Origin of the sequence: Paenibacillus sp. FSL R7-0198 (genome assembly GCF_038000415.1) — a bacterium.
Classification (GTDB): Bacteria; Bacillota; Bacilli; order Paenibacillales; family Paenibacillaceae; genus Paenibacillus.
The window spans coordinates 5,804,081-5,829,150 of record NZ_JBBOCB010000001.1 but is presented as its reverse complement, the minus strand read 5'-3'; the positions used below and the strand labels follow the sequence as shown (position 1 = coordinate 5,829,150).

Below are 25,070 nucleotides of genomic sequence, written 5' to 3'. Positions count from 1 at the left end.
TTTTCATCCCACTCACTGATTAAACAAATAATAAAGTGGACGGAAAAAGTTCTTCCGCCCAACTTTATTATCAGAGTGAATCAATAGCAACTGCCCTTTACTTCACGTGTCTACATCAAACCCAACATATTATAGATCATCACTGCTGCTTCTGCACGGCTAGCATTCTTCTTCGGTGCAAACTCATCGTTGCCTACACCGATTATTATGCCCGCACCCTGAATTGCCTCTACCGCTTGCTTCGCATAACTTGCGATGTTTGCTTCATCCTTGAAGGCTGTAGCTTCACCACTTGCTAACGCTAGTTGCTTCATTTGGATCGCCTTGTATACCATAACCGCCATATCTTCTCGTGTAATGTTCTCATGAACTCCGAATCGTCCATCTGGTTTCCCGTTCACAATCCCCAGCTTCTGCGCGGTTGCGATATGTCCATGGTACCATTCTCCTTGCTTCACATCATTAAAACTTGTCGTTGCGCTCTCATCCAATAGTTCAAACAACTTCATCAGCATGGTGATGAATTCTGCTCTTGTCACTTGACCATTCGGATTAAACTCGCCGTCGCCTACACCCTTCACTATACCTCTTGCTCCCAATGCTGAGATTGCATCCTTCGCCCAGTCTTGGGTCACATCCTTAAAGCTCGTTGCAACATATGCTACCGTATACTTGCTTAGATACGTTGGCTTGAACTCTACTTTTCCTGTCGCTGCATTGTATTTACCATTCGTCACGACTCTTAGCTCTCCGTTGTCCTTCACATCGTATACGACGACGTTGTTGGGATTTTCGGTAGCCTTTAATGTGTATGGCAATGCAATCACGAGATCATCTCTACCATCAAACTCCGTAAGTTTCTTACCATCCATCGTTAGCTCGATATCGTATACGACTTCACCGTTCAGCTGAGCTTGTGCGCCAGCTGGCAATTGATTAGCTGTTATTTTCTTAATCGACAATCCTAACGTTTTCCCGGCATTTGTTCCTGTTCCAAGCAGTTCGGTTGCCAAGGTTACAACTGCAGAGCCTGTGTTGATCTCGATGCGATCTACCGTAGAAGATCCACTTGTTAAACGCGGATCTACGGCTAGCTCAATCGTTAGCCCGTTCAAGCTTGCATCAGCTTCAACTCGCATGTGTAACTTACCGCCTGTCGTTTGATCAAGCGCACGCTTCATTGTATCCGTACTTAACTTCACTTCAGAAGTACCGCTCTCATTTACAACTGGTTTAATGTTTATTTGTCCGTTGTCCATGACCACTGGCTCATTTCCACCTGGAGCTGTTGGTACTGTAGGTGCAGGGATGTTACCGTCACCGCCACCATTTCCATTACCACTGCCTGGTGCTTGTGGTGTTCCATCAACCAATGGTGTTACCGTTACCGTAGCGCTGGATGATAAACCACCATCCACTGTAGTTACTGTAATGCTTGCTGTTCCTGGTGCCACTGCTGTTACTTGACCTGTCGCACTTACAGTAGCAACAGCTGTATTGCTTGAGCTCCATGTTACTGCTTTTTTCGTTGCATTAGCTGGTACTACCGTAGCTGTCAATTGCCCTGATTGACCTGCTACAATTGACAACGTCGTTTTGTCCAAGCTAATTCCGCTAACGGGTACGTTCTTCCCGTTGAGTGCATCATACTCACGTTGTGTAATTGGAATTACCGTTCCGTGTCGCGGACTAGCTGGTAAATTGTAGTTAGAAGATAATGTCCAGACACCTGATGCAAGATTGGTTGTCTCGAATGGAACATAACCTCTTCCACCAAACTCATCTACGAATAAATACCATTTTTCATCTGTATTCGATTTGAAGATCGTTGGACCCTCGACCCATTTGATGTTACCAACGCCTTGATTAATCATCTTGAAGGTTGGATCTAAGATCGAGTCACCCACCTCTTGGAAGATCATCTTACCAAATGGAGCAGAAGCTCCGTTGTCTTGCTCATCCTTCGTAAAGCGATACACTTTTCCTTCATGCTCAATCATCGTTGTGTCAATGATGGAATATCCATAATCCAAATATACTTGCGGTTCCGTAAACGTATAGAAATCTCTTGTCTTGCTATACATCATTTTTTGATAAGCACTGCCTGTATGGGATGCGTCATCAAACATTCTGGATGCCCAAAATACGATATATTCACCCGTTGTCTTGTCGTACATAATTTCTGGTGCCCATGTATTACCCGCTTCTTCCGGTGCAACCTCTACCATGCGTTGATCTGTCCAGTTGACTAGATCATTCGATTCCCACACCATAATGGAACGACTGCCCCATGTCTGTGCTCTGCCCCAGTTACCATTGCCGTTAATTTTCAGATCGGTAGCGATCATGTAGAACTTGTCACCTTCAGGCGAACGAATAATGAACGGATCACGTACCCCTTTCTCCCCTAATGTAGAGGTCAATACGGGTTTACCATCATTCAATTCTCGCCAGTTCAATGGATCATTGCCGTTACTTAGTGCAAAGTAAACTTGCTCGCCTGTTGCAGTACCTTCTCCAGTGAAATATGTGAAAAAGTATCCCGCATATTTTTCATCAGCAGGCAGTTCCTTCACCTTTGCAATGAATTCCTTCGTAGTGGATGCTGAATTCAACTTAATCGTAGCTGTAAGCTTCACGTCTACATTTCCACTACCGTGTGCCGGACGTTTTACTTCTCCAGTAACTGAAACGACGTTTGGTTGTGCAGAAGCCCAAGTAATTGTTGTTCCATATAGTCCAGATGCTGGTAGTGTTATATGACCTCTTACATCATTAATGTTATGAACGACTAGTGCTGCTTTTGCTTCATCTACAGAATTGACATCGTTTGGCAATGCCTTAACCGTCAACTGAAAAGTTTTGTTAACTGTCTCTGTACCATCTGTAAATACTGCTGTTAACGTTACAACTTGATCACCTTTTGCGTTAGCTGGTCTGGTTACGGCACCTGTAGTTGAGATGACATTCCCCTTATCTGAAGTCCAGCTTATTGTTGTGCCATAAGCGCCTGATGTTGGCAATGTGACATTGCTTGTAATCGTATCTTTTGATGCATTAGCAGCAAGAAGATCATGAATCGTTAATTTCTCCGTCGCAGCCGATACAAGCATACCCTCCATTAAAGCAATCTTCTGATCTGCATGAGCCTTAAGTGATGTAATATCTGCCGCAGTCATAGCACCATCATAGATTTGGAAGTCTGCAATCATACCACCGAAGTATGGATCAGCTGGATAAAATGACTTACCGATGGTTCCACTACTGCCTGAAGTATTTTTTATTTGTTCTAGTGTCAGTCCATTCGTTGAGCCTGATGCAACTGCAACACCATCAATATAAAGCGTAAGTGTACCATCCGTGCCTGAAACAACAGTCGTAACTACTTTCCATTCATTATTCTTTAAGCCCGTGGTAGAAGTTGATGACTCATTATTCCAAGCATTCGTCGCGATACCAAGGCGAGCTAGACCGTTAGCGTTATAACGTGGTGTGAAATACGTATAGTGCGTATTATTGTTTGGTCTTCCTAATGCATATAACCACTCCGCAGCGTTTTTACCGCTCCAGTTCACAATGGATGAAACGGTCATATCCGTTAATCCATCGAGAACTCCTTGTGGTAGTTCTACATAAGAGTTAGTTGTGCCACCAGTAAAGCTTAGTACACCAGCATCTTGTGTACGAATCCATTCTGCTTTTGACGGATTCATCCATTTTCCGTTGAAGTTTCCTGTTTGGTCAATAACCGTTGCACCATCGATATCATTCATATCGTAGTGAAGAATGAGCTCTGCCTCAGATGGCTGCTCTACTGGAGGAGTAACGTCTTCATCAGCTAATGTTGCAATCTCTTCAACGGATAATGCACGATTATAAATACGGAAATCATCAAATTTACCATCAAATAGACTATGAGAGCCGTTTCTCGATTTGCCAATATAATTCATCGTTGTTTCCAGTAACATTCTCGGCTCAACGTTAAATGTTGAGCTACGTTTAACCTCTTGACCATTCACATACAATACTGCATCAAATTCATCCATTGTAATGGCAACATGCTGCCAAGTCTTCGTTGGTAATAGTCCAGCATTTCTAACCGCATATTTATAATCTGATCCAAGTTTCGTGCTGTCACTGCTAAATTTCTCTGTAAAAGGTGTTACGACAGCAAACTCCAGACTACCTGTATCACCTTGTGTGCTCAAGTACATGGTATTGCGGTTAACCTGTCTGCCTGTCTCGGAAGCAAAATCAAATATTCTTTGATTTGCTTGATTTCTGTCCATTTGAACCCATGTAGAGAACGTAGCCTTCTCAAGATTCAAGGATTGAATCAAGTTATCTGGCAGCTTCACATATCCTGTTGATCCATTAAGCTCTAGTGCACCACCCGTTTTACCGATACGATCCTCTTCATTAATCGTTGCTCCACCTGCTAGTGTTGCGTGATGACCATTACCAGAAATGTCATTCAACGTTGTACCATTCACTGTATTTGCATCGAATGAGTAATGTACAACCGGGTCTGTTGCTGGTGCTGGACCTTTCCATGCATACTTCTCTTGCAAAGCATCATACTCTGCACGTGAGATTGGAATTACCGTTCCGTGTCGTGGTCCTGGCGGAAGTGCATATTGATCACTACTTAATACATTGTTCATATATTGCGTGCTACTATCCAGATCTGTTGTATACCGGACATGATATGGCCATGAATCAAGGAACAGATACCATTTGTCTTTATTATTATCCTTAAAAATCGTTTGCCCTTCGTTGTTTCCATTATTTCCGATCAAGCCAAGTTTATTGTCACGTGTACCAGGAACAGCGTCGTATTGAAGGCCGTTTGCTGCAATACCGTCCTTGTCATAGTAAAAAGTTGGTGCTTTCTCCACATACACTTTGGTATTCACTTCTGACTTGGTGAATCGGTACAACATATCATTATGCTCAATAAACGTCGTATCAATGGTTGGAAGTGACTCATCAATCATGACCTTTGGCTCAGAGAAGTTATAGAAGTCTCTTGTTGTTGCGTAATACATCACATTGTACTGACCTGCAGGTCTTCCGTTATAATCACCATATGTCTCTGTGTTTTTCATCGATGATGCCCAAAATACGATATACTCTCCAGTTACTGGATCATAGATTGCTTCTGGTGCCCAGGTATTCCCTCCAGTCTTAGGGGCAACTTCTATCATCCGCTGCTCGCTCCAGTTAACGAGATCCTCCGACTCCCATATCATCATGTAATGACTACCCGTAATTTGAGCTTGATCAAAATTTGTACTTTCACCCATCTTCAAATCGGTTGCCAGCATATAGAATTTATCACCTTCTGGTGACCGAATAACAAATGGATCACGAAGTCCTTTTTCACCCATATCAGATTGAAGGATCGACTTACCATTATTCAACCCTTTCCAGAACAATGGATCTTCAGCTGTAGCGAAGGATATCTCTTCACCACCCTCATATTCACCTGTAAAGTACGCAAAGAAGTAAGCATCAAGCTGAACTGGCGCAATTGCTTGTTTAATCGTAACGTTAAACGTGAGCTCTTTAGAAGCTGCACCATTCGTAATTGTAGCTATTAGCGTAACGGGCGTATCCGTAGCTTGACGGCTTACCCAACCTAGCTGTGTAGCGTTACCAGCCGCTTCAGCCGTTCCTTTCACAACTGCCGGTCTGCTAGATATCCATGTAATTGTGGAGCCTTGTTCACCTGTAGTGACAAGACGTAAGTTGCCTTTAACGTTGTCAGCATTGTAGATCTCTATTTGTTCAGCGTCCAGATCAACCTTCTGCTGATCATCGAATTGCTTCAAGATCGTGACAGGGAATACAGCTGTAGTTGATACTCCTTGATACGTTAAAGTGGCCGTAAGCTTTGCTTGAATATTACCTTCCTGAACAGCTGGACGTTGTACAGTGCCACTGTTAGAAATGACATCAGGATGACTAGAACTCCAAGTAATGCTCACGCCGTTTTTACCGCTTGTCGGTAATGTAACGTTTCTTGTTATCATATCAGCGCTCTTATCGCCTTCACCTAAGTAACGACTGATGTCAAGTTGATTCGCGGCATCATCAACAGTGAGCTGACGTATTTTTGAGATGTGAGTTGCTCCCTCTTGTTGATATAACTCGCCTACTTCTTGCTCCGTCAACGCGCGATCATATACTCGAAAATCAGCTACGCTACCTTGAAGATACGGATCGTTTGAGAAGATTGACTTACCGATAAAACCAGAGAACGGAGCATCCGAGTTAATAATTTCTGACAGCTTTAGTCCCTTCGCATTACCTGAAGCAACCTTAACTCCATCCACGAATAACGTTATCCTATTGCTAGCTTTGGACAAGGACACCGTTACATGCTTCCACTGCCCACCGATCAGGTTTGAGTTTGCGCTACCTGTAACTAATGCTTCGTTTGGCCAGCCATTTTTGGAGATACCTGTCGCAATCATATTACCTGATCCGCTACCGTGACGTGGTGTTACGAAGAAATATTTGTTCGTTTCTGGTGTTAATACAGTACCCAAACCGAAGATCCAGCGATTCGTCCCATCATTCGTCCAGTTCACGATTGAAGATACAGTAATCTCATTCAGACCGTGTAGTAGATCTAGTCCATTTGAGCCCTTAGGAATCTCAACATGCCCACTATTAGATGTAGAGCTTCCTCCATTGAAGGAAACAAAGCCAACCTCACTGTTTGAAATGAATTGTCCATTGTTTGGATTTCTAAATATTCCGTCAAATGTAACTGCCTTGTTGGCAACATCCTTCAGTACGAGTTGACCATCTACTTCTTCAGTCGTTTTCATGTTGTAATGAAGAATAAGATCATCTTTTAGCGAGCTTCCCTTAACGGTAACGGCTGATGTGGCTGTAAACTCTCCATCTTCAGTCTGTACCGTCATTGTGGCTGTACCTCCACTAACAGCTGTAACTTTACCCGTTGAATTGACAATCGCTACACTGGAGTCACTAGATGTCCAGATAACTCTTTTATTTGTTGCATTTGAAGGTGAAATCGAAGCCACTAATGTCTTGCTGTCCCCCACTGATAAAATAAATGTAGGTTCATTAAGCAAGACATTCTTAACGGCAATCTGCTCAACAGAGTCATCCTTAGGTAGTAAGGTAACAATGAACTCCTTCGTTGCCTGGCTTCCATCTAAAGAAATGGTTGCAGTTAACGTCACTTGTTGCTCCATTTCTCGTAAGAACACTTCACCAGTTGGACTAACCGCACTCTCATCACTAGAAGTCCATGAGATCATTGCGCCATTCTTATCTTCAGTAGGTAGTTCAAGAGATTCTGTAACTGCCGATATATCACCTAAAGTTAGCTCTATTTTGCCTTGTTGTACTTGCTTTTCATTAAACGATTGTTCATATACTACAGCGATATCTTCATTATTTAGTGCCTCTCCGTAAATTCTTAAATCTTGAAAGCTGCCCGCAAAAGTAGCATCCCCTAAATAATTGGAGCGACCGATGTAAGCATGCAAATCCATACCAAAACTTGCTGTTGTTTTCTCTTTGGCGGTCGTGCCTATACTTACGCCGTTAATGTAACCTGTAATAGAGCTTTCTGTAATAACCGTTGTATAGTGAACCCATTGACCTTTGTACTGTGACGTAGAAATGCCTGATACCCCTACCTCAGTCGTCCAAGGCTGGTCAACATTATTGTTATTCGTAAATACTGACTTAAAATCACCACTTGGATTCGATGGATTCAACATCCAGTAATTTGTTGGCAAGTTATTGCCAGCTGCTGGCGTACCGTAGAATAATGCGGAGTAGTTCCCACTCCCCGTGTTGCTCTTGATCCATACAGAAATCGTTGTATTTTCTTGATGATCAAACAAACCCGTAGGAAGCTGAACGTAGTTCGTATTACTATCTGTTCCCCCGGGTAGAGTGAGACCTTCGGTGTACGTAATGTTTCCTACGGCCGTTCCATGCTTTTCATTACCTGATATATCCTGTACATCCTCAAGCAATGGATAATGTGCCAACATCGTTGGAGTTATTGTGTCCGCTGAAGCTTGATTGGTAAATGGCAGAACAAGACTACAACAGCTACTAAAGGTCAAAAGAAAAGCTAACATTATGATTGATATTCGCTTCCGCATAGCATTCTCCCCTTCGGTTAATATTCAGAAGCATACAACCCCTTCTCACCTTTAAAACTAGACCACCTCGCTCAAGGAAATAGAGAAGCGCCTTAAAAAGAATGCGCTTACATTTCTTCTCATATTACGTATTCAAGACTTTCAATTCAATGTACTATCTTGTTAATAATGTGGATTTTTTTATTGCAATTTGAAATTGATGCAGACTGCAACACTATCTCCATACTTCGAAGTAATCGTTTTCATTTTTAAATATACGCTAGGTTTAAATTAAAGGATTGAAGCCCTGATAAACATAATATATATAGTTGGGCGCTTGTAAAACGCTTCCAAATATGGTGCAGGTGAAACCATGAGCGCACCGGATCAAAAAATAAGGAGGATTTTCATTTATGCCAAAACGATTTAGTAGAATGCTCGCGTTCCTCTGTTGCTTCATAATGGCAGCCTCGCTAATGCCTACGAGCTATGCTGCCGACAATGAAGACATCGAGATCGCAGCAGTAACGAATGAAACACCCACCGCCATTTTTGGAACTCCCGAACTCGGGTCAAACGACCCACTCTGGAGCCAAACAATGGAGCATCACATCAACAAAAGCACTGTGCCCACCGACCCAAGACCCCATGCCACGGGCACAGCCAGAATCCTTTGGGATCATGACTATCTGTATGCCCGCGTAGTTGTACAAGACAGTAATCTATATCAGGGAGCTGGTGGAGATCACCGATACGACAGTCTGGAGTTTTATGTTGGCACCGGAACCGGAGGCTCAAACCAATGGCGCGTCAGCGCGACGGGTGTGTTTTCAGGGCAGGCCGCTCCAGGCAGAGCTGCATGGACCCAGATCACGGAAACCGGATATATCGTGGAGATGAGAATACCCAAAAGAACCTTGACCTTGGAGGAAGGCAAGCTTACCTTTGAGGTTTACATTAATAACTCAACGGAAAAGGGCGGTGACCGCTATGAAGTCGTTTCCAGTTTCGGAGATCCGGACGCGGCTTATACCAGCTCTGTTTCATTTACAGACAGCCTACAGCTCACCTTAGCCAATGAAGTGGATAACAGATTATCAATCACCGCAACTGCAGGTCCGGGGGGCAGAATAACGTTGAACCCACCCGGCGATGTTCTGAGAATAGATCGAGGCTCTAACAAAGAAATTACGTTTACCCCCGATTACGGCAAAGTTGTGGATACTGTAACGGTAGACGGCGAGACCGTGACTCTCTCTGCTGGCACGTATACCTTTTCGAATATTGAGGCTAACCATACCATTCATGTGACATTCAAAAATGATCCGGACGCGGGGATACTTCCCTTTATCGTGTGGAATGACAACTTCGCCAGTGGCGAGTACACAACGGCTGTTATCATTGATTTAGGCGAGGGGAAGTCGGCGTTAGGCTCCGCGCTTAATCCGGACTTGTTTGCCTTATCGGCTAGGAACACGACCCTGAACGGCGAAGCAGTGACCTTTGAAGGACCACGCAAAATCACAAGGGTATACGCTAATGACGAGCCAAAGGTACGCGGCTATGTGGGGCAGGTTAGCAATTCACCAGATTATCAGGACGGACTGGCGAGTGGTCGTTACATCGTTGTTGAGTCCGAGTTTTATTCAGAGAGCGGCGGCAACACAACGCTGGATGGCAGCAGTAACTCGACAAAGCAGGTTTACACCATTGTCCAAAAAGGCGAAATCATACTGACAGAAGGAAATCCGCTTCACAACGTGGTTTTTGAACAGGAAAAGGTTGTTAATCCAATCCTCGATAAGTTCTCAACTTTCACGGACAATTCGGTCAATCGCTCGCTCTACCTTCACAAGGGTGAAGACGGTAACGTGATGAAAGGATTGCCGCTCTATGTTTATACTCACGGTATGTCACGCGGCGGCACAAACGCTGCGACAGACCAAAAAGCGGCCATGAAATCAGCCAACGGCTCAGTCGCTCTAATGAAAAAGATGGAGCAAAATCCCGATAAGTACGCCAGCCATGTACTGAATATTTCTTATAATGGCGTATCTGTTCCCTCAACAGAAAATGTTAAGAAGGTCATAGACGCCCTGATTGCCAGCGGTGAAGTAGATCCTAATCGTGTTTACGCGGCGGGCTTCTCATGGGGCGGCCAGTATACAAACAACTTAGTTAACAGCCATCCTGGCTTCTTCGCTGCCGCCGCACCTATGGCCCCAGTAAGCGGTTCACCGAACGCAAAGGACAATGACGCTCACAACAACCTGGCCTATTGGATGTTTTTAAATGCTCATAATGTTGGAGGCTACCAGACTAACCTCAATAACTTCATTAATAACAATATGCCGAAAATGATCAACGCAAGGGCTTCACGCTTTGAGAGTAATGAGGCTCTTACGTGGCCCTACAATCAATTTGATCAGCCGAATCTGAGGCCTAATCCTGCAAATACACCTGTTCTGGCTGATTATATAGCGCATGAAGTTGAAGCGGCGGTTCTTTATAACCAGATCACTATGGGAACTTGGAGTATAGCTCCTACGGCGCAGTCCTCTAACTTGCCGGCTTGGAACAATGACTACACAGATGTCTTTGATTGGATGTTCGCGCAGAGAAAACCGGTCGTACCCGGTGCTCCGAGCGGCTTCAAGGCGACAGCCGTTGACGGACAGGTCACATTGAGCTGGACCGCCCCTGCTGACAACGGTGGCAGTGCCATCTTGGGCTACAAGGTATGGTATGGCAACGTGACGCCGGTCACACTGGATGCGACGGAGACCCAATATACCTTTAAGAACCTGACAAACGGCCAAGACTACAACTTCACCATCATCGCAGTGAACGCGAAGGGCGACGGCGCGGAGATCAGTGTGACGGCCATGCCGACGAAGACGACGACTCCTACCGTACCTGGTTCTGGTGGTACTACGGGCAACAACGGTAATACAAGCAACAGTGGTAATACACACAACACCAACAATACGAACACCGGGACAGACGCTGGAATGTCGAAATCGACCTACACATTGAATACACCGAAGGATAAACCCGCTATCACAGACAAAAATGGCAACACCACCCTGCCCGGCGGCGGCACGATTACGACCAAGGGAGGGACGGAGATCAAGGTGCCCGAAGGCACATCGATAGACTCATACGGTAAGGTGATCATTCCGGCGGACAAGAGCGCCCAAGTGACCCTCCCTAGCAGCAACAGCACAGTGACCATTCCGGGCGGCTCGACCATCGCGAGCGACGGTACGATCACAGTAGGCGGCAAAGACGCGCATGTGAACCTGCCAAACGGCAACCAGGTGCATATCCACGGCGGATCGAAGATACGGAGCGGCGGAACGGTTGTGGTAGGATCAAGCGGCGCAAGAGTTGGCTTAGACAACGGCATGTCGCTGAACATCCGTGAGGCTACGGAGCTGGCGTTTGATGACGCCACCCCACTGGGCTTCCTTGTGATATCGGGCAATCCTTTCAGGGATGCCAATATGGACGACTGGTTCTACAACGATATAAATTTCGCCTACACATACGATCTTTTCAACGGCACGACGTCCACAACGTTCTCACCGGGCAACGCAATGACGCGTGCAATGTTCGTGCAGGTACTGGCCAATCTTGAGAACGTAAACCTCTCCAGCTACACGAGTTCCCGCTTTAGCGACGTGACGGACGGACAGTGGTACACGGCGGCAGCCGAGTGGGCAGCCGAAAAAGGCATAGTCAACGGTACAAACGCAGACCTGTTTGACCCCAATTCACCGATGACGCGCGAGCAGATGCTGGTGATACTTTACAACTACATGAAGTACAAAGGCTATGAGTTACCTGAAAGCCACTCTAAGTCCTTTGCAGACGAGAGTGAGATCAGCTCCTGGGCGTTGGAGGCCGTTCAGGCGCTGCGGGGCACCGGCATTGTATTAGGCAAGCCGGACAACTTTTTTGCTCCCAAAGCCACCGCCACCCGCGCCGAAGTAGCCACGATCTTTGTAAGGTTCGTTGAATATCCGGCTAAGTGAGAGCGTATACAGAAAAATACAGACCCTTCCGGTTGGACAGTATCCAGCCGGAAGGGTCTCCTGTTTTCAAACTGCACTGTTTTTGACATCTAGAATATTCGTCCCCAAGCTCGTCCCCAAGTCCAAAAATTCTAATTAATGCATGTTCTGATTTATATGACAATCATGACCACCCGTCCAACGGGTGGTTCGCTCTTGGGGTATAACCCCCTGTTGCCAAACTGTGCCTAAAGACGCTAGCCTGACAGCACGGCTGTTCAGACTCAGTGTTATTTGTCACTTTCACTTACCAGTTAAACTGGTCTTACTTCTTTTTGCTCCGATTACTGCTAAATGGATCTTAATATTCTTTTACACTCAGTTTATCTATCGCTTGATCGTGAGCTTCTTGTTCACGAATATACTTTCTTACCGTTGCTTCATTTAGACCCACTGTACTCACATAGTACCCTTCTTCCCAAAACTTTCGATTGCCGTATTTATACTTGAGCTAGGCATGCTGCTCGAATATCATTAGCGAACTCTTTCCCTTTAGATATCCCATAAACGTGGAGACAGCTATTTTCGGTGGAATCGCTACCAACATGTGAACATGATCGGGCATCATATGACCTTCTATAATTTCTACTCCCTTGTACTTACATAGACGTCTAAAAATTTCGATTAAGTATTTTCTCACTTGATTATAGATTTCTTTCCGTCTATACTTCGGGGTGAATACAATGTGGTATTTGCACATCCACTTTGTGTGAGCTAGGCTATAGCTCTTGTTTGCCATTGAAGACCATTCCTTTCACCCAGCCTGAACATCTCAATTTTATCGGGATGGTCTTGGTGGTCAGACCCTCAATTCCTCCACCCGCATAGCGGGCGGTTTTCGTATTATCAGGTAGTAAGGGACGTTGGCTGACGTCCCGCGCACTGCATAGCGATCCAAGCTGGCGTTTAGCGCCACCAACTCAGTACAGTACGTTTCATGGCGTGCGTCTTCTCCCCATTAGGCATTCCCGCGCTATTAGGTTCATCGAAGATGTTCAAGCTTGAGGTTGATATCGCTGCGTTCCTTTGTCCAAAGCATTATATCGAGCAAGAACTGCAGACCGTTTATCTGCGTTAACTCCGTGATAATTGTTTCTATAAGAATGCGGGTGTCCATATCTTCGACTTCGTTGGCGATAATCAGCCCGCCGGATTCTCCGTCAATATACAAGTGCTCCATGTGCGGGGCCTTATGTACCTGGCGCAACCAAAGATCGCCCGCGTCCATAATGAAAATGTGGCGTTCGTTCACTACATAGCCTTCGTAAAGCTCATACTGGTGCTCCTCATCAAATGGACCGAGAATCATGGAAGCAAGTTCGAGTTCAAATTTCGCGCTCATTATGCGATCACTTCCTTCACAATCACTACAAGCGCGTACACGAACTTGAGCATGCGGATGAAGTTACGTTTATATGAAGTGTTTGATTCCTGATTGTTACGCATAGTTGGCATATTGGTAGTTGCAATCATTGTTGTTTCCTCCTTCGATAATGAATCCGACTTCGGCGAGCTTAGCGGCTGTTAACGTAACTATTCCGGATACTGCACGGTTACTTACTCCGGTGATCCGACGAAATGCTCCCGGCAGGCAAACGATTTGCTGTCCGAACATGATGTGTGTAACGACGTAGTTACATCCGTGCCGTTCGCTCAATTCGTATGTAATCAGCGAAGATAGCGGTTCTGATAAGTCTGAGATGATGCTAAGTGCTTCGAGTTCGGCCACCGACGCTTCTAAGCTGGCTGTGCGGTTACGGCGGTTGATGCGCGGGAATACTGCGAGAAACAAGTTGTGAGGTACATGGCGTTCGATACCGTTGAGAGTGAAGATGAAGTTTGCGGCAATGCGGTCGCAAGTGTACGTAATTTCGTAAGTTGGAACGATTCTCATATTATTGCGCCTCCTTATGGGGGATAAGTTTTTGAGGTAGTTCAATCGCGCTCATATCGTGAATGTTACCGATGAAGCTGACGTCAGTTATCGGGAGGTCGAATACTACAGGCTTACTATCGTGACGTACTCGGCTCCGTCAAAGCTGACGCGTTCCATAACTGCGAGATTAAACTCGGTGTCAACGTAAATCGCGTGGTGTTCATCTATAAGCGTGCCGGCGTATTCGATGCGGAACGGTTCGTCGCCGTCTACGCCTTTGGTTACGATAGTAATTGACATAATTGCGTACCTCCTTGCGTGAGTGGTGCGGACTAGTACGATGTTGCTTGATAATGATGAAACGCTTTGTTACGATATACGTATAAGATGTTAACAGGTTATCTTGTCAACTAGTTTACTTGATTACAACTATACATCCACGTAGTTTTCTTGTCAACTAGTTTACTAATCTATTTTTGGAGGAATTTTCGTGGCTATCCGGTTCTCACTCGATAAGATAATGAAGGAACGCGGACTTGAACAGAAAGACGTTGTTCAAATTACCGGCATAAATCGCAATACTGTAAAGGCGCTCGCGTTGAATGCCAACGCGCGGATAGATTTCCCAACGCTTAATACCTTGTGCGAAAAGTTGGACGTGCTTCCTGGCGACTTAATTGAATACATACCTAAAGCTGAATAAAATACTGATTAAACGCAAAAACACCGCTATCCCTGCGTACAGGATAGCGGTGTTTTATTATTTCAACAATTTAAATTATGAGCCACGTATTAAAATAACTAATTCAGTATTATTTTATTGTAATAAGGTACATTTGGGGGTAAAATTGAATTACCACTGTAAATCATAATTTACAGAGGACAAGAGCGGTACATCTTCGGAGAAATAACCGCAGTCTTTGGTAGAGAGGGCGGTTATTTCTGCTTAGTACGTATAATTAACACTATTAATGTAGCGAACGAAATCATAAGGATAAGTGTCTCATAGGTGGACATGCTACCACCTCCCCTCATATGAAGGTAGGTAAAGCCCGCTCTTGTCCACTTTCCAGTATACACGCGTAATTAAAATTATGGAATATTAAATATCGAGACACCATCGGGTCGTTAACCATACGGCTCTTTTTCACGTGTATTTGCCGTAGATTCAGCGCGTTAGGGCTTCGGTGAGGGAAACGTACCTGGACGGGCTGGACGCGCTATATGTACGGGGATAACGAGAAAGAACCGCTAACCCTACGGACAGGCTGCGGTTCCCTCACAAGTCTGCTCGGGTTGATTTAGTCAAGGACACACGACTTAATAAAATTTTGACCCAACATAGTAAATGCCCAAGAGCACTTCTTTAGCGTAACTACTGAGGAGGGGTACTTTGGAAGAAGTTTCGCTTTATGATACATTACTATATCATCGAGAACGTCAAGAGAGTCATACATATCTTGTTTAATAAATTCTTCATTATAAAACTCTATCAATCCTAACCTGATAAGATTATCAATAGATGACAAATAGGCACTCATATTTACCGGATTTATATCACTGAACGGGAATAAGTACTTAGCTTGATTGTACCCATGCCCCTCGCCATAACTCATATGTAAAATAGCACACCCTACAGAAATTCGATTTTCCGCAAGAAAGTTAACACACATAGCATCAAAGGGCGATAATTGTTTAATAATCTCAACGAAAGATGGGTGCACTTCTCCGACTTTGTCCACATTTGAAGCTGAGGAGATTAATCTTACAAACAGAGTTCTTAAGTTATCATCCTCGATGTGATACTTACTACCTTCTATTGCAGGCCCTACGATGTTTAAAGCAGGCTCAACTAGTTTGTTTGTTGGGATAACACTAATACTATTTTCAAGCTCCGCTCTCATCTTCTTAACACTGTGCTCTACTTTAACTCTTGATTTCAAAATAGGACCAAAAATTACGTATATTAAGTTGCTAAGACCCTCACCGATTTCTTGAGACGGTTTACGAACAAGATCATTTTTAACATCTTCAGGCAGGTTTTTGACAATGTCTCCCGTTCCGCTTATGACTTCCGTCAAAAAATTAGGCTCACTCATACCTATCATCCTCTCATCCCGCATATTTAAACGTGCAGACTCCGCGCATATACATCTCGCCCTTCACCGCAACCTCGATCACACCGCTGCCAACGAGTTCCGGGACAATAAACATAACAATAGACGTTCGGTTCATCCGCGCGGTATAAAGTTGGATATCAGAAGTTAGCGGACGCATTAGGCGTTGTCCTTTCGTTGTGGGTTGCGTATATACTTCGACAAATTGGCGCAAATTCCCTGCTACTACTCGGCGTCAAAATCGAAGGAGTGAACGCGTGATCAGACGAATATTCGATAACCTGTACGTTCAGCACGTCTATTCGGACTCGTATTCGCGACGGTATTATGCGTGTGGTTTCCGTTTCCGCCTAACGCGTTTTGGATGATCGTAATAGCGTGGCCGCTTATCATAGCGTTATGGATTTACGCGTTCATCAACGGGACAATTCTCGGAATGAATTTGTAAGATAACGAGAGCATTCGAGCATAATACAAAGTTGGAATTTATTATCCATTTTCAATAAAACAGCACTTAAGTTAACATAACAAATCTTTCAGATACATTATGATAACTGATTCTACTAGTTATTTACTTTTTAGTTGTTGGTCATTTTTGCTAATTCGGAGAATATGGCGTTTTACCAAAATACGATAGTCCACTTATACTACGGAGGTGTCAACGAGATGACAACGAAAATAGGGCTCATAAATCTATGTGTGATTGAAAAAACATTTAAGAATATTTTAAAAATAAATCGAAAAAATTTCTATAATTATTTCATCCACAGAGTTTGTGAAGATGTATATTTGAGTAAGACAAGCCTATGGAGATAAATACCTTGCAGTCCGCTTTATCATAATATCGATTTCCTGTCAACAAAAATCACCCCCTTACTAAAAGTGATAGGAGATTATTGAATATGGAGTTAAACTTACATTTATGAGAAAGGTGGTGATGAAATGAGCACATATGAGGCACTAGACGTTATGCTTAACTTCGGTATTTTAATCTTCACAATGTTGGCCTTTATTACGTCAGTTATTTTCTTTATAAACGCAAAAAAGCGATAGCCTCCCCGCCAAGAGTAGCTACCGCAATCATCTTTATGTAACAATCATAAACCTTACCGCCAACACACGCAAGACCCGGGCGCAGTCTATTCCAAAGCTGCGTCTTTTCGTTGTCTACTCCGGAGATACCGTCACAAACGGCCGCCTTCCCTCATTCAGCCCCAGATACTTCCGCATAACTACGCTCGCGTCCGCAGCCATCATCGTCCACCTTATCCGCATTTGCGACTCGTATCCGCGGCATTTATAGCGCGCCGTTACTCCGTCATTATCCGAGACCTCTTCGTAGACCTTGATGCCGCGCTGACGGAATCCTTTGCGGATCTCGTATAGGTCTGCGGTGAGTTTGCGTTGGGCCTCCGCTATTACGTCGACATACGGGCCCGGCGTCTTTAATGTAGCGTTGATGAGCGCGATATCCCGTTCGAATGCGGTGAGGACGCGCGGCAGTATGACATGCGATTTGATTAGCGCGTGGTCTTCCGAGGTGATATCGATCATTTTCGTTTCAACTCCGTTCGGTAGCGTTAGGGAACATTTGTTCTTAGTATAGCGCGGGAGTGGCGGATTATACAAGCGGGAGAGACCAGAAGGGACGACGTCGTCCCGTAAACGACAAAAAGCCTGCGAACGGAAACGATATCCGCTGCAGGCGAGTGTGTAGTTTATGTATCTCATAGTCAAATTTGATTCTTACAGTGCTCGAGAAAGAACAACCACGCCTGCCAATTGAACTAGTACATCTCTATTTATTTTCCCGATAAATTCTCGATACTCATCATTATGAGACAAAATTATGGTCGCACTATAATAAGGAAATACAAGATCCCCTTTGATTCTCCACTCTCTCTCATGTGTCCAATCAACAATGTTATCATTACTATTTAAATTAAAATTAACAATTCTCCACCATTCTTCTGGAGGCAAAAACTTCTTAGCTACATCTTTTTGTTCATATATACAAGGACGCCCACCACATCGGTATATATCCAGTTTATTAAAACTCAATCCTGTTGGTGAGTATCTAACCTTCGAACCCAATTCATCTCTGTACACGCTCTCGTGATAAATATTTTGTGAAATACCATATAATGGCGTGTCTTGAAAACATACAACTGGTGTTTCTCCCACAATATACCCTTTCGTACTACCCTTAATACACATTTCGTTCAAAATTTTTATTAAGACATCTACAGCACTCATACTTCCTGACATTTTCGTTAAATGAGTGAGACTGTCTGTCATATCCGACCTATTATAAATACGCTTTCTCCATTGATTATGATCGTACCCCATAGATTACCTCGCTATGTATTATGATAACACGCCTTTTCCACATGAGTTAAAAATCTAACCACCACTTCCTCCTTTTATAAAAAATAGTACCACCGTTCAGTCTGATAATAAATAAAAATTTATTTATAGCGTTGCTTCAGAAAACGTAAGCGTTTAGTCAAGAGTACTAAATTAAATTGACCGTAGCCCTATGACTACGAATGATCTCAAGCTCTCATCCGACCTCCCCACGCTAACCGCCGAAATCAACGCATATAAGCGCGTGGCTGGTGAAGCGATATTCGAAATAGGGGTTCGTTTAAAAGAAGTACGGGATACGCCGCAACGTTACGGCCTGGAGGGGTACCGCGACTGGGAGCGTTGGTGCGAAGATGAGTGTGATATTACCCGGCAACACGCAAATCGGTTCATTAAAGTTGCGGATGAATTGGGAACCTCGGGGTTCCGAGATGCAGCGTTAGGAATCCGCGCACTCTACGAAATCGCAACGCTTACGCCCGAAGAACGAACGCGAGGCCATACGCTAAGCTCAGGCGCAACTAAAACGCCCGACGAAATGACCGTCCGAGAGCTGCGCGAAGTTAAATATGTATAATAGTGCAAAATAACATTACCAATTATGGCCGCCGCGCAATTAATTCATCACACCCTATTGACTTTTCCTCCGCCGTGTGTAAAATATAAGATCTTTTAAAGACTTTAAAGATTTAAGATCTTTTACTCAGTTATTCACTACGTTCATAACTTCGTACGCCCCGATAACAAGTGATCGTGACGGATAGATGGGCATCACACATAGAATTGCGCGGCAGAACTAAAGAAAAAGACAATACGTTACGCCTCGCCGCCCCTCACACCGAACCCTCCGAATCGCCGCCCTGAAATCTCCGTAAAATATCCGTTGATTTAGCCGTTCAAATAGCGCGTGAGGGTATTCGTTAGGGTCAACATTTAAATACGCTAATTTCACGTGAATTTTACGAGAAGTTCAAAGAGGCGCAAATTCTGACGCGTAGAGTAGCCGCTGGAAATAACGAAATATAAACGTATGTATAATAGTGCAAATACGAAGAAAAACCGGACGGCTACGGTGAGCTATCCGGTGAGTTTGCAATATCTTTGCATGAGAACTGCATTGCTGAGAGATGAGTTTAGGAGTTCGTATTATCGTTTTATTTTACGCGGCTTCTCCAACTTACCAATAACCGCGTTTAATGGAGAGAACTCATCATGATTCTTTTTCACGTTCTTGTCCGACAGGTGAGTATAGTGCGCAGTCATCCGGCCATCAGCGTGCCCGAGAATAACCTGCAGATGACGCTGTGACCCGCCCTCCTCCAGAAACAACGTCGCCCCAGAGTGCCTCAACAAATGTGGATATACACGCTTCTCAATTCCTGCCCGATCTGCATATTTCTTTAATTGGTGACGGAAGTGATTCGGAACCAACCGTTCCCCGTAATTATTAAGGAATATATATTCACTTCCAAACTCCGTTGATTCGCGGATTAACTCTTGCATCAGCTTAGCAGTTCGTTTTGTGATCGGCACAATTCGAGGCTTACGCGTCTTGGTCACTTCGCGTCGTAAAGTTGCACAGCATGCAGTGAAGTCTACGTCAGTCTTACGTAATGTTAACGCCTCATCTACGCGTAACATCCCATCTATCAAGAGATTTATTACAACGAAATCACGGAAATCACTGTACTTACGCTGGTTTGGCGCTTTGAGGAGGTCGCTCATCTCCTCCGCGGTAAGTACCTCAATATCCTTCCCAATATCCTGTACGTTCTTTAAGTACGTAAACGGGTCCGCCTCAATTACTTCCTCTTCTTTTAAAAACTTAAACATAGTCTTCATATTCTTAATGCGCGTGTTAATTGACTTTGGTAGTAGGCCGACCGTTCGGGCAGATTCCGGAACGTTACAGTTATCGCTGAACCTTCGTTTTTCATCACGTAACCAAATTATGTAATCACGCCCTACTTCAACGTTGATATTCCGGATGTCACGAATGATCTTACGCTCATCCAAAAATTCACAAAAGTAATTGTAATTCTGTACGTATGTCTTTAACGTATTCTCCGCGCGCCCTTCTGACTTCTTCGCCTGGTAGTAATAATCGAACAAATAGTCTAACGAATGTTGTAAGCGCGTCGATGTGCGCTCGCTCTTAATTGTTCTTCCTTTTCGTTTATCCATTCTATACCGTCTCCTTCGATAATAATTACGGTAAGAAAACGAGGGATTAGGCGCGTATATCTGCGATGCGTGGAGCGCATATCTGCGAGGTGTCCACGGTAACAGTCAACGTCTAGACAAACGAAAAAACCCGCTATATTAGCGGATTCTCTACGAGTATGGAGCCTAGGGGGATCGAACCCCTGACCTCATCGCTGCCAGCGATGCGCTCTCCCAGCTGAGCTAAGGCCCCAGGATATGAAATAGATAACTTGTCCAGCGCTGCTACGTTCCACAGGCGACTCCTATATCATATAAAATCCAGCTTTCGCTGTCAATCACTTTCTCAAGATCCAAAGTGATTGGAGAAGAACAACCGATTTCTCTGGTACACACGGACTGGAACTCCAGACTGCTCTTCTCCCTTTCCCCACTTCACTAATCCTCCAGATTGTCTTTGGACAACAGGGATTTCAGTTCTTTCATGAACATATTGATATCTTTGAACTGGCGGTATACCGACGCAAAACGGACATACGCCACTTCATCGACTGGAAACAACTGTTCCATCAATAACTCACCAATCTGGCGACTCTCCACTTCAGCATCAGCTGTATTACGCAGAGATTTCTCCACTTCAGATACCATCATCTCCAGGGTCTCTACGGAGACTGGACGTTTCTCACAGGCACGAATAAGCCCGCGGAGAATCTTGTCCCGGCTGAACTCTTCCCGGCTGCCATCTTTCTTAATAACAATCAGTGGAGTCTCTTCAATCATCTCAAACGTTGTAAATCTTCGGGCACACTGCTCACACTCACGGCGACGACGAATGGATTTTGCCTCGTTGGCCGGACGCGAATCAAGCACTTTGGTACCCATATAACCGCAATAAGGACACTTCAAAACAGATCACTTCCCACGTTTTACTTTTTACCACATATTCCCTGTACTGATTTTGTAATGAAAAACGCATTGCCGACACATAATACTTTTACCAACCCGCGAGGAGGTGAACAGCAATGGCACAAAGCAATGGTAACTCCAACAACCTGGTGGTAACTAAAGCTTCCGCAGCACTCGAGCAAATGAAATATGAAGTTGCTCAAGAACTCGGAATCAGCATCCCACAAGACGGATACCAAGGTAACATGACTTCTTACGAGAACGGTTCGATCGGTGGATACATCACGAAGCGTCTGGTAACAATTGCAGAACAGCAATTGGCAGGTCAATACCAATAATATCTGCATCGTAATACGCTACACAGAGGAGCATGGAGCGGCCGGTGAATAACCGGCCTGCTCTGTGCTTCTACTTATATACTTAGAACGTATTATAGATCTTTACATACTGATTATAATAGTAAATGACTCTTTGTACATAGTGACGCGTCTCACCAAACGGAATATCTTTCACTGTATCGAACGAGCCATCCCATACACCATCTCTAAGCCAACTGTTTACTTTGCCTGGTCCCGCATTATAGGCAGCGATCATAACTGCTTCATTGCCATCGAATTGATCGGACAGATTCCGCAGATACCATGTGCCTAACTGAATATTTCGTTCAGGCTCGTGCTTCAATTCCTCCAGCGAAGTGTCGGGAATTTTGGCTTGTTCCAGTATCCAGTTGGCCGTATCCGGCATCAGTTGCATGAGCCCAATGGCACCTCGTTTGGATTCCTTGCTTGTCTTGAAATTGGTCTCCACTTTGATAATGGAAGCAATCAGAAACGGATCAACCTCATAACTCTGAGATTGGGCACGAATCTCTTCCTTATAATGAATGGGATAGAACCATGCCATCCAGTTTGTATTCAGAAATAACACCAGTACAAAGGAAACAAACATCAACAGCAGTACACGTTTCTTACGCAATATTCTCATAACAAGCCCTTACGCTGTAGATATGAGTCAATTTGCTGCTCCGTCGCAGACCATAAGCCGCTGTTATCGATGACAATGTCTGCCAGCTGTTTTTTGCGCTCAATATCCATCTGTACATCCATTCGAGCCTCAGCCTGTGCTGCAGTCATTCCATCCCGACTCATCAAGCGATCTCGTTGCACCGATCTCGGGACATATACGACCATAACTTCCTCGAAACCGTCCTCCAGACCTGATTCGTAGAGCAAAGGAATATCAGACACCACAAGTTTATCCGGATGTTGCAATTCGTATGCAGCAGCCCGTTCGCGCATCTCTCTTCGGATCGCCGGATGTGTAATAGCCTCCAATGCCTTTCGTTCCTCAGGTTGTTGAAAAACAATGCTTCCGAGCTTTTTTCGATCCAGTGTTCCATCTTCGTTCAGTATGGCTTGTCCAAACCGCTTAACAGCGGCGGCCAACACGGGATGCCCGGGCATCATAACTTCCCGGGCAATAACGTCTGCATCGATGAGCAACGCTCCCTTACTGGCGAGATAGGCGGAAACACTGCTTTTGCCTGTCGCGATCCCGCCGGTTAAGCCTATATTCATCGTTTCACCTCATAACAACTTCATTATTCCCATAATCATTAACAATAGCGCTGGCAATACAGACAGTCTTCGCATCCAGCGCAGAGCTGAGAATCGTAGGCCAACCTTCATGCCGAGTGACAGAAACGCCCCACTAAACAGTGCAATAATGAGTGCTGTCCATAGTGTAGGGAATCCCAGAAGTGCCGCTCCCAATCCTGCTCCAAACGCATCCAGAGACAGGGCAATACCTAGCCACATCGCTTCTTGAGCAGATATACTCCCCGAGTTATCCATATCCGCCTTGGAGGGACTGCGAAGAATCTGAATGACAACGCCCAGCTTGCGCAGCTCCAGTGTAAATACCATTCGTTCCAGTGATCCATTTGAAGCCGACTGCTCCAAATCCAGTGCAAGCACCTGATTTCTGCCCTTTGAATCCGACAGTCTCTCTTGTGCTTCTCCCACTCCAGTTACCGTTGCTTCTGCTGCCTCACCCATTCCAGTGTCTGTTTCCAGCTGTTCTTTGCCTTGCTTTCGAATAAGTTGCAACAGTGACCATGCACCAATACCTATCAATATAACGGCTCCCACGATCGAAGCGATATCCGGTGACACCACATGGGACAACAGCACACCTACTTGCATCGACAAGGCAATAACCAATCCCGAACAGATCGAAATAACAGCGATAGATAACAGGGGAATCTTAGTCCTCCGTAACCCATATGTAATCCCGACTCCAAAACCATCTAAACTAAGCGCCAAAGCAAGCGCCAGCAATGAAATAAAATGATGCAGCACCCCGGACTCCTCCTCTGTGCGGTACTCGTGCCAACTGAAGATGCCAGTATGGGTATACGCCCGCTTATTTCTGCCATATCAGTATATGGAGGGAGGAATCCAAGGGTGCTATGATTTCATCATTTCGTTCATTCAGTTCATGTTACAGCAGCTGACAGTTCGGACAAAAATGCGTACCACGGCCACCAACCACCGTTTTTTCGATTAACGTACCACAAGTTGTACAAGGTTCTGATTTGCGTCCATAGATTTTCAGTTGATGCTGGAACATCCCCATCTCACCCTGTCCATTCACATAGGACTTGATGGAAGATCCACCTGCATTCACTGCATCTTGTAACGTAGCCACGATGGCTTCATGAAGCACCGTTAACTGAGCTTCGGTCAGTGTCTTGGCGATGGTCTCGGGATGGATACCTGCGCGAAATAGAGCCTCGTCCACATAAATATTCCCGATACCAACCACATATGCCTGATTTAAAAGTACAGCCTTGATTTTGGTTGTACGCTTGCCAACCGCCTCGCGGAATGCAGTTACCGTAAAGGCGGGATCAAGCGGCTCCAGTCCCAGCTTCAGCAAAGGTTTGGACACCAGTTCCTCACCTGCATTAAACAGATGCATCGTACCGAACTGACGCACATCCTTATAACGCAATTCCGTACCATCATTAAAATGGAAGATCACATGTGTATGTTTCTCCACATCTTCATGCTGCTCGTACACACCGTACCTTCCTTCCATCCGCAGATGGGAGACAAGCACCAGCCCGTCCAGCAAAATACGCAAAAACTTGCCTCGACGCTCCACGCCAATGACGGTATGTCCCGCGAGTTCCATTGCAAATGCATCTATGTCGTCCGGCCGCTGAATAATCCGCGGCAAGCTAACGGTAACATGATCAATCGTTTTGCCTACAATAAGTTGATTCAATGTTCTTCTGACTGTTTCGACTTCCGGTAATTCCGGCATGATGTTCTCACCTCCCCTATATTATAACGGAAGATGGCGCTCAGCGGGACCCTTTTCTTATATCTCAAACATGGAAAGGCCTTTTGTAAAATACCGG

20 protein-coding genes, 1 tRNA gene and 1 pseudogene are annotated in these 25,070 nt (G+C 44.8%); 5 read left to right on the top strand and 17 right to left on the bottom strand.

Features of this window, described 5'->3' with window-relative positions; translation table 11 throughout:
* Positions 1-110: 110 nt before the first annotated feature.
* Positions 111-8,135: an immunoglobulin-like domain-containing protein gene (locus tag MKY87_RS25575; RefSeq protein WP_340966732.1), complete on the bottom strand. Its 8,025-nt coding sequence runs from the start codon at positions 8,133-8,135 to the stop codon at positions 111-113.
* A gap of 416 nt (positions 8,136-8,551) precedes the next feature.
* Between MKY87_RS25575 and MKY87_RS25570 the strand changes: the two genes are divergently transcribed.
* The gene (locus MKY87_RS25570; protein ID WP_340966731.1) at positions 8,552-12,175 is read left to right on the top strand and encodes an S-layer homology domain-containing protein; all 3,624 of its coding nucleotides are present in this window, start codon (positions 8,552-8,554) and stop codon (positions 12,173-12,175) included.
* Between the two features lie 340 nt (positions 12,176-12,515).
* On the opposite strand, the pseudogene tnpA reads toward MKY87_RS25570, so the two are convergent.
* The 4 genes and pseudogenes from tnpA to MKY87_RS25550 all read right to left on the bottom strand — a co-directional run bounded on the left by tnpA (position 12,516) and on the right by MKY87_RS25550 (position 14,390).
* A pseudogene (gene tnpA, locus MKY87_RS25565) lies at positions 12,516-12,953 on the bottom strand (IS200/IS605 family transposase).
* A 243-nt stretch (positions 12,954-13,196) separates the two neighbouring features.
* Positions 13,197-13,556 (bottom strand): hypothetical protein, encoded by a 360-nt coding sequence (locus MKY87_RS25560; protein ID WP_340966729.1) that lies wholly within the window; start codon positions 13,554-13,556, stop codon positions 13,197-13,199.
* A gap of 96 nt (positions 13,557-13,652) precedes the next feature.
* The gene (locus MKY87_RS25555) at positions 13,653-14,108 is read right to left on the bottom strand and encodes a hypothetical protein (RefSeq protein ID WP_340966727.1); all 456 of its coding nucleotides are present in this window, start codon (positions 14,106-14,108) and stop codon (positions 13,653-13,655) included.
* A gap of 105 nt (positions 14,109-14,213) precedes the next feature.
* Positions 14,214-14,390: a hypothetical protein gene (locus MKY87_RS25550; RefSeq protein WP_340966725.1), complete on the bottom strand. Its 177-nt coding sequence runs from the start codon at positions 14,388-14,390 to the stop codon at positions 14,214-14,216.
* Positions 14,391-14,580: 190 nt separating this feature from the next.
* Here MKY87_RS25550 and MKY87_RS25545 point away from each other — a divergent pair, with 190 nt between their 5' ends.
* Positions 14,581-14,793 (top strand): helix-turn-helix domain-containing protein, encoded by a 213-nt coding sequence (locus tag MKY87_RS25545; RefSeq protein WP_340966723.1) that lies wholly within the window; start codon positions 14,581-14,583, stop codon positions 14,791-14,793.
* A 233-nt stretch (positions 14,794-15,026) separates the two neighbouring features.
* On the opposite strand, the gene MKY87_RS30790 is transcribed toward MKY87_RS25545, so the two are convergent.
* The 3 genes from MKY87_RS30790 to MKY87_RS25535 all read right to left on the bottom strand — a co-directional run bounded on the left by MKY87_RS30790 (position 15,027) and on the right by MKY87_RS25535 (position 16,367).
* Complete coding sequence (locus MKY87_RS30790) at positions 15,027-15,107, bottom strand: putative holin-like toxin (RefSeq protein WP_415841443.1); 81 nt, start codon at positions 15,105-15,107, stop codon at positions 15,027-15,029.
* A 284-nt stretch (positions 15,108-15,391) separates the two neighbouring features.
* On the bottom strand, positions 15,392-16,189 hold the full coding sequence (locus MKY87_RS25540) for a DUF4393 domain-containing protein (RefSeq protein WP_340966722.1): 798 nt from the start codon (positions 16,187-16,189) through the stop codon (positions 15,392-15,394).
* 13 nt (positions 16,190-16,202) lie between these two features.
* Positions 16,203-16,367, bottom strand: coding sequence for a hypothetical protein (locus MKY87_RS25535; RefSeq protein ID WP_340966721.1), 165 nt, complete (start codon positions 16,365-16,367; stop codon positions 16,203-16,205).
* Between the two features lie 782 nt (positions 16,368-17,149).
* Here MKY87_RS25535 and MKY87_RS30785 point away from each other — a divergent pair.
* Positions 17,150-17,260: a putative holin-like toxin gene (locus tag MKY87_RS30785; protein ID WP_445669435.1), complete on the top strand. Its 111-nt coding sequence runs from the start codon at positions 17,150-17,152 to the stop codon at positions 17,258-17,260.
* Between the two features lie 114 nt (positions 17,261-17,374).
* On the opposite strand, the gene MKY87_RS25530 is transcribed toward MKY87_RS30785, so the two are convergent.
* Both MKY87_RS25530 and MKY87_RS25525 read right to left on the bottom strand, forming a co-directional pair.
* Complete coding sequence (locus tag MKY87_RS25530; RefSeq protein WP_340966720.1) at positions 17,375-17,761, bottom strand: hypothetical protein; 387 nt, start codon at positions 17,759-17,761, stop codon at positions 17,375-17,377.
* A gap of 192 nt (positions 17,762-17,953) precedes the next feature.
* Positions 17,954-18,475, bottom strand: coding sequence for a DUF2971 domain-containing protein (locus MKY87_RS25525; protein WP_340966719.1), 522 nt, complete (start codon positions 18,473-18,475; stop codon positions 17,954-17,956).
* Positions 18,476-18,746: 271 nt separating this feature from the next.
* Between MKY87_RS25525 and MKY87_RS25520 the strand changes: the two genes are divergently transcribed.
* Positions 18,747-19,151, top strand: coding sequence for a DUF3102 domain-containing protein (locus MKY87_RS25520; RefSeq protein WP_340966718.1), 405 nt, complete (start codon positions 18,747-18,749; stop codon positions 19,149-19,151).
* 569 nt (positions 19,152-19,720) lie between these two features.
* Here MKY87_RS25520 and MKY87_RS25515 read toward each other — a convergent pair.
* The 3 genes from MKY87_RS25515 to nrdR all read right to left on the bottom strand — a co-directional run bounded on the left by MKY87_RS25515 (position 19,721) and on the right by nrdR (position 21,643).
* Positions 19,721-20,758 (bottom strand): tyrosine-type recombinase/integrase, encoded by a 1,038-nt coding sequence (locus tag MKY87_RS25515; RefSeq protein ID WP_340966716.1) that lies wholly within the window; start codon positions 20,756-20,758, stop codon positions 19,721-19,723.
* Positions 20,759-20,917: 159 nt separating this feature from the next.
* Positions 20,918-20,990: transfer RNA gene (locus tag MKY87_RS25510), tRNA-Ala, on the bottom strand.
* Positions 20,991-21,175: 185 nt separating this feature from the next.
* Positions 21,176-21,643: a transcriptional regulator NrdR gene (gene nrdR, locus MKY87_RS25505; protein WP_026081166.1), complete on the bottom strand. Its 468-nt coding sequence runs from the start codon at positions 21,641-21,643 to the stop codon at positions 21,176-21,178.
* Between the two features lie 116 nt (positions 21,644-21,759).
* Between nrdR and MKY87_RS25500 the strand changes: the two genes are divergently transcribed.
* Complete coding sequence (locus tag MKY87_RS25500) at positions 21,760-21,981, top strand: alpha/beta-type small acid-soluble spore protein (protein WP_017689472.1); 222 nt, start codon at positions 21,760-21,762, stop codon at positions 21,979-21,981.
* Positions 21,982-22,063: 82 nt separating this feature from the next.
* Here MKY87_RS25500 and MKY87_RS25495 read toward each other — a convergent pair whose 3' ends face one another.
* The 4 genes from MKY87_RS25495 to mutM form a co-directional block, all read right to left on the bottom strand.
* Entirely contained in the window at positions 22,064-22,627 is a 564-nt protein-coding gene (locus MKY87_RS25495) for a lytic transglycosylase domain-containing protein (protein ID WP_036609809.1), read from the bottom strand.
* Positions 22,624-23,220: a dephospho-CoA kinase gene (coaE, locus tag MKY87_RS25490; protein WP_036670004.1), complete on the bottom strand. Its 597-nt coding sequence runs from the start codon at positions 23,218-23,220 to the stop codon at positions 22,624-22,626. The genes MKY87_RS25495 and coaE overlap by 4 nt, the downstream gene beginning before the upstream one ends.
* Positions 23,221-23,229: 9 nt before the next feature.
* Positions 23,230-24,003, bottom strand: coding sequence for a manganese efflux pump (locus MKY87_RS25485; protein ID WP_244898316.1), 774 nt, complete (start codon positions 24,001-24,003; stop codon positions 23,230-23,232).
* A 142-nt stretch (positions 24,004-24,145) separates the two neighbouring features.
* On the bottom strand, positions 24,146-24,973 hold the full coding sequence (gene mutM / locus MKY87_RS25480) for a DNA-formamidopyrimidine glycosylase (RefSeq protein ID WP_036669994.1): 828 nt from the start codon (positions 24,971-24,973) through the stop codon (positions 24,146-24,148).
* Positions 24,974-25,070: the final 97 nt, after the last annotated feature.